The 5,516-nt window shown below is 66.9% G+C and carries 5 protein-coding genes; 3 read left to right on the top strand and 2 right to left on the bottom strand.

Annotated features, from left to right (window positions below; all coding sequences use genetic code 11):
- Positions 1-998 (bottom strand): PAS domain-containing protein (locus IE312_RS38505; RefSeq protein WP_370467504.1); only part of this gene is annotated, 998 nt, incomplete at its 3' end.
- Positions 999-2,591: 1,593 nt separating this feature from the next.
- On the opposite strand from IE312_RS38505, the gene IE312_RS01730 reads away from it, so the two are divergent.
- Complete coding sequence (locus tag IE312_RS01730; protein ID WP_189977581.1) at positions 2,592-3,557, top strand: hypothetical protein; 966 nt, start codon at positions 2,592-2,594, stop codon at positions 3,555-3,557.
- Positions 3,558-3,883: 326 nt separating this feature from the next.
- On the top strand, positions 3,884-4,267 hold the full coding sequence (locus IE312_RS01735; protein WP_189977583.1) for a hypothetical protein: 384 nt from the start codon (positions 3,884-3,886) through the stop codon (positions 4,265-4,267).
- Between the two features lie 67 nt (positions 4,268-4,334).
- Here IE312_RS01735 and IE312_RS01740 read toward each other — a convergent pair whose 3' ends face one another.
- The gene (locus IE312_RS01740; RefSeq protein ID WP_189977585.1) at positions 4,335-4,475 is read right to left on the bottom strand and encodes a hypothetical protein; all 141 of its coding nucleotides are present in this window, start codon (positions 4,473-4,475) and stop codon (positions 4,335-4,337) included.
- A 273-nt stretch (positions 4,476-4,748) separates the two neighbouring features.
- Between IE312_RS01740 and IE312_RS44090 the strand changes: the two genes are divergently transcribed.
- Positions 4,749-5,252, top strand: a complete 504-nt coding sequence (locus tag IE312_RS44090) for an endonuclease domain-containing protein (protein WP_368859986.1) — start codon at positions 4,749-4,751, stop codon at positions 5,250-5,252.
- The last annotated feature ends 264 nt before the right edge of the window (positions 5,253-5,516 follow it).

The raw sequence follows: 5,516 nt of genomic DNA on the forward strand, positions 1-5,516 counted from the left end.
AGGGCGCGGAAGAGCACTGGACCGTCGCCCAAGGGCAGGCGGTGCTCCTGGAGGACGGAGTCGAGGACGTCGACCGTGGCCATGTCGGCGAGCTCGGGAACGGTGACGCCGGCCAGCTCTCGGGCGGTCTGTTCCACTTCCAGGGTGGTGCCGATGCGGGCAGAGCCGTCGGCGATCAAGGCCAGGCGATGGCGCGCCTCTGCAGCCTCCGTGGCTGCCTGGTAACGGTCGGTGACGTCCACCACCAGGTCGGCCACCCCGATGACCCGCCCCTGGGGGTCGTCCAGCCGGTACAGCGAGATCGACCAGGCGTGCACGTTCGAGTCGGCGGGGGTGTGGCCGACGATGGTGTACTCGTCGACCATGGGGACACCGGTCTTGAGGACCTGCCACATCCCGACCTCCGGGCCCTCGAACTTCGCCGAGGTCATGATCTCGCGGTAGTGCCGGCCCAGATGGTCTTCCGCGGGAATGCCGTGCATCCCCTCCAGAGCGGGGTTGACGGCGACGTACCGCAATTGGGTATCGAGAATCGCCAGCCCGATGGGCGACTGAGAAATCAGCCGGGTGGACAGGGCGACGTCCCTCTCGACCTTCCGAAGCTTTGACCTGTCGGTGGCCAGACCAAGCGCGTAGAAGTCACCCAGGCTGTCCAGCAGCCGCATGTTGCGGAACTCCACCAAGCGAGTGCTGCCGTCCTTGTGCCGGATGGGGAAGGCCCCGGCCCACTTCTCCCCGGTAGCCATGACCTCGGCGAACAGCTTGATCGTCAGGTCCGATTGCTGCTCGTGAACGAGCAGCGACGCAGCGTACTGCCCAAGCGCCTCGTCAGCGGTATAGCCGAACAGGTCCTCGGCCTCCGGGCTCCACAAATCGATCCGCCCATCGGCATCCAACAGCACCGCAGCAACGCCGAGAAGATCCATCAGCCCACTCGGCTGCCACGATCGCCCCTCCGGCTGGCCGGCGTCACCCGGACGCCCATCGGCTGCGCTCACACGGGCACCCCTTCCATGCGCCGGGCCACAAGGGCCTCCGCTCGCGCCAGCCCGTGGCCCTGCCGTACCTACGGCGTGCTTCGGCTTCCATGGTCCCCCTAAGGCGACCTTCCGCGCACGCACTGGACCAGGACGGCTCCGCTCCCTTTCATTCGTCGTGAGCACTGCCTGGAATCAGCGGCGCACCTGGTGGGTGGCGATCTGGCTCCGGGAGTACCAGGTATGCGTGAACGGCGGCCTTGGCCACCGATAGGACTCCGGCTCCGACACCCTTGACCACCTCGTCGAGGCCGGCGGCGCAGTCAGTCGGGGTGTGCGGTCCCGACATCGGCCGAGTGCCCTGCCTGGTCGAGTCGCTTGTCACGATCGATGGGCCGCCTGGCACCGCAAGGCCAATGATCGGCGAGCCGGTCGAAGCCGGAGCACCGAAGCTGTCGGTGTCCGTGGCGGGCAGCTCAAATCCACCGTCAGGTCGAGCCGGTCGAGGACTTCACCACCTGATCGGGCCCGGTACGAGGCCTTGTGCGCGTCGGTGAGGTAGCACGCCCACGGGCTCGTCCGGTTCGGAGCGCCCATGGGCCGGCGCGGGTGATCACTCCGGTCTCCTTGCTGAGGGAGTCGCCAGCAGTCAGGACCGGTTCCCCGTGGTCGGCGTAGACGTAGACGCGCACAGCGTTGCCATTCTCGACCGTACGGCGTCGGCTGCCTGGGGCGACAGGGAGTCGCCCCGGCCGCTTGCGCTCTTCTCGGGCTCGCCGAGTTGGTCCCGCCGGTCGGTGCATTCCTCCTGGCTCGGGCTCAGTCTGGCCGTGACCGCCTCACGGGTCCTGCTTACATCGGCGCCGTTGGCTTGCGTACCGCTATCGACGGCGCTAGGAAGAATCGCCCGCGAGTCGAGATGTTGACTACGCGCTGTGAGATTCGCTGGTCGTCCAATATGTCTTTCCTGACGCTGCGTCGAGTCCTCGAATGACGCACACCCGGCAGCGTTGAGTTCCCGTGCTGGTTGCGTGCTGACTTTGAGGCCGCTGGGGCGGCATATCCGTCACTTCCTCATGTGCGGTGGGGACGGGTATGTGTCCGCACACGGTAGGAAGACGCAGGTCAGGGGCACATGTGGTGGGGCACCATAGTTCGAGGCTGGTCTATGCGTGCGGCCATCATGCCGGCTCGGGGCAGGACGAGTCAGTGGGATTTCCCCGCGTTGGGTTGGGATGTCGGAATCCAGGTCGCAGAACGCGGTGGGGTGGTGAAACGTCAGTACTCAGCGCTGCGGGACGGGAGGTTCGGTGCTCGGCTGATGGGAGGGTGACGTCCTCCTGGGCATGCCCATTCGCCCAGGGGCAGCTCTGCCTGCCTACAATCCTCGAACTGGCGTCATGTGAGACGCAAGCAGCGTTGCGTGTACAGAACCGACGGCGCGCGTCTGGGCGTACGGCGTGACAGGGGATCGGGGAGCTTGTGGCGTCTCAGAGAGTGACGTGGTTGCTGCGGTTCTTGTCGTCAGCGCAGGGTCTGTTGACGGTCTTAGCATCCGCAGCAGCCGGTCTCGCAGTGGGATTGCTGCCCAATCTTGTCCAAGCAGTGCCGGGGGTGGGAGCGAAGCTGTGGTGGCTCGCGGCTGTCGCCGTCGCCGCCGTGCTGGTCTTCGCGGTGTGCGCCACCTTGCTCCACGGCAAAGAGGGGGTGGGCATCGTCGTCATCGTCAGCGAACGAGGGTGGGACGTCACGCGGCTGCGCGCACTGCGGGCCGACGCCTTGGAGCGGCACCCCAGTTGCTTCACTGTGAATGTCTCCGAGCTTCTCGGCCGCGACAACAGGAGCGAACAACAGGACGCCGGCAACTCCTTCGACCGTGTCCGCTTCGCGCACCGCCTCATCCAGGCCCGGATCCTGGAGGCGGAGCAGCCGTACGAACACGTCTCCCTGTACGTAACTGCGCGCCATCACGATGCCTACTTGCTGGGCGACCTCCTCCGGGACCAGCGGCACACCTCACTCCGCCTGATAAGGCAGTCCCACGAGGACGGTGTCGGCATCTTCGAGGCTCTCCGCCTGCACAGCGGACTTACCCGCCAGCCCGATGTCCAAGACGTGCGCACACTGCGCGAGGTGCTGGTACGAGACCCGGAGACCGAAGGCCCGGAGTGGCATGCATTCACGGGGCCGGACGCAGGCGCGCGGCGGATGGCTCTCATCCTGCCGATGGCCGGACACCTGGCCGGTACGCGGGAGAAGGCATTGGCGGCCGCACGCGACGGCCGACATGACGAGTATGTCCTGCCGGGGAACCCGGCTGCCCGAGAACACTGCGTGGGTGCGCTTGTCTTCGCCACTCGATCGGGCAACATCCCCGATCGGCGGGAGGTGTACGAGGCTCTCATTCGATATGTCCATCACCACTGGCATCTGAAGATGACCGAGATGCTCGCAGCGAAAGGCACCGCGCTGCGCGGCTGGGTCTTCACCGACGGCCCCACCGAGATCGCCTTGGCTCTTGGACACCTCCTGGGACGTCAGTCTGATCTTGTCCCATGGCGGAGGCCCACCGGAGGATAGGCAGAGATGGCATGAGCGAGTGGAGGGTCCACGGTGGCGCCCTGGTGATCGGCTTCCCCTGTGCGGATTACCACTACCTCGACTCCTGAGCGTTGTCCTACTCGGTCCTCCGGTGGCGGACCCCGAGGCCGACCCTTGCGGACCGGGTCGGCGCCCTCATGCCGCAGCGCGGTGATGCGTTTGCCCGACTGCCGAAAGCTCAGCGTAGTGGGGCTGTCCAGGACGTCTCACGACGCCGTGAACACACCAGCCACCGCGGAATCATTTCAGTTGCTGGCGCCCTTCCCCGGGACCGATCCTGTGTGCTCGATCAGCGAGGAGGACATGTGGGGCTCGTTCTGTTCCCAGGGGACGATGACACCAGCAGCCCGGACGTCTCCTTGTCCTACACCGGTTTCGGAGCGTTCCGGCGGTGGCTGGCACGGGCCGAGGGGTTCGCACTGGACGAGATGCACGGCTTCGGCGGACACCGCCCGTGGAGCCACGTCTCCACCACCCTGGCCCCCCTCCTCAATCACCCCGATGACGACGGCCCCGACCTCAGACCGGCCCAGTGCGCCGAGATCCTGCCCCGCTTGCAGGAGATCGCCGACCAGCCTCAGGGCGGAAGCGCCGACGCGCTCCTCCAACGGCACACGGATGACGCCCGCCGGCTGGTGATCGTCCTGCAGCACTGCATCGAGAAGGACGTCGACCTCCTCTTCGGCTGACGCCGGTAGGGACTACCGGTCCGCTGCGACCAGCAGTTACGGGGCAACGCCTGGCGAGCTGACGAAGTCACACACCTTCCACGACGGCATCGGCGGCATCACCTGGGTCGACGTCGGCATCGGCTGCTTCCGTGATCCGCCGAGTGACGTCCTGCTGCGACTCCAGGAGCACGGCGCGGTCGATGTCGACGGGGATCAGGCGGTCCACGGTCCGGTCATCGGCTCGAACGGCGGCGGGCTCTTGTACGTCGTGGTCCCTTATGGGCCGGTTCACCGGACGCGGACGGCGTCGCTGGACGAACCGCAGCTCGACGAGGTGGCCGATGATCTGCGGCAGTTTCTGGGGCTGTTGGAGCGATGCCCGGCACGGTTCGTCGCCGACGGCGAGACGGGATCCTCAGGGCGGGGCTTCATGTCAGTGCCGCGGGTTAACGTCGACTGCGTGGACAGTGGACTGGACTGGGTCGACGACGATCCCGGGATGTGCCGGATATGCGATGAGTGGGTGTACGCGGACGAGCGGAAGTACGGGCGCGACCTCTGTTCCGATTGCGGCCCGGCCGTACGGCAGGCGAAGCGGTTCGGTCTTTCCGTCGAGCGGGTCAACGCGATCCTGAGAGTCCAGAACGACTACTGTCCGCTCTGCGACGACAGCCCGGGGGACAGTGCTGCGGACGGGCCGATCTGGTGGCAGATCGATCATGATCACACGTGTTGTGCGGGGTGCCCGCGGTGCGTTCGGGGGCTCCTCTGCAAGCCGTGCAACACGAATCTCGGCCGTTATGAGGCACGTCTGCGGCAACATCGCCTGCGCTGGCGCGTACCGCGGGTGGACGCCTATCTGGCAGCCCCGCCTGCTCGAAGCCCCCACGCGCGCAAGCTCCATCCGGACGATCTGGGATGGGCGCGGGTCAGGTACACCAGCCTTACCTGGCGCAATCTGACCTGGGACCGACAGGAGTCGAGCCCCGGAGCTGAGCGGTAGTGTGCGGGAGCGGGGGACCTGCTGACGCAGATGCACGGCCCGCGGCACGATCGAGGGCAAGCGGAGGGAAGGCGGCCGGTCGCCGGCTGCGGCTCTGGCGTTCCGGAGGCCCATGAGCGCTCCTTCCTCCGGGTGCCGCGAGGCCGGTGGACCCCCGAACGCCAGTGCCATCTGACCCCTTGTCAGCGCGTTCGGCTTCTCTTTACCTTTGTGCGGCGAGTCCTTGGCCCAGCGGGTCCACCGGCCCGTGCCGGCCGTCCCTGT

Origin of the sequence: Streptomyces capoamus (genome assembly GCF_014654935.1) — a bacterium.
Classification (GTDB): Bacteria; Actinomycetota; Actinomycetes; order Streptomycetales; family Streptomycetaceae; genus Streptomyces; species Streptomyces capoamus.

Excerpts from the sequence above, each read along its gene's own strand:
- IE312_RS44090 (WP_368859986.1), top strand. The coding sequence starts at position 4,749 with ATGTGCCGGATATGCGATGAGTGGGTGTACGCGGACGAGCGGAAGTAC.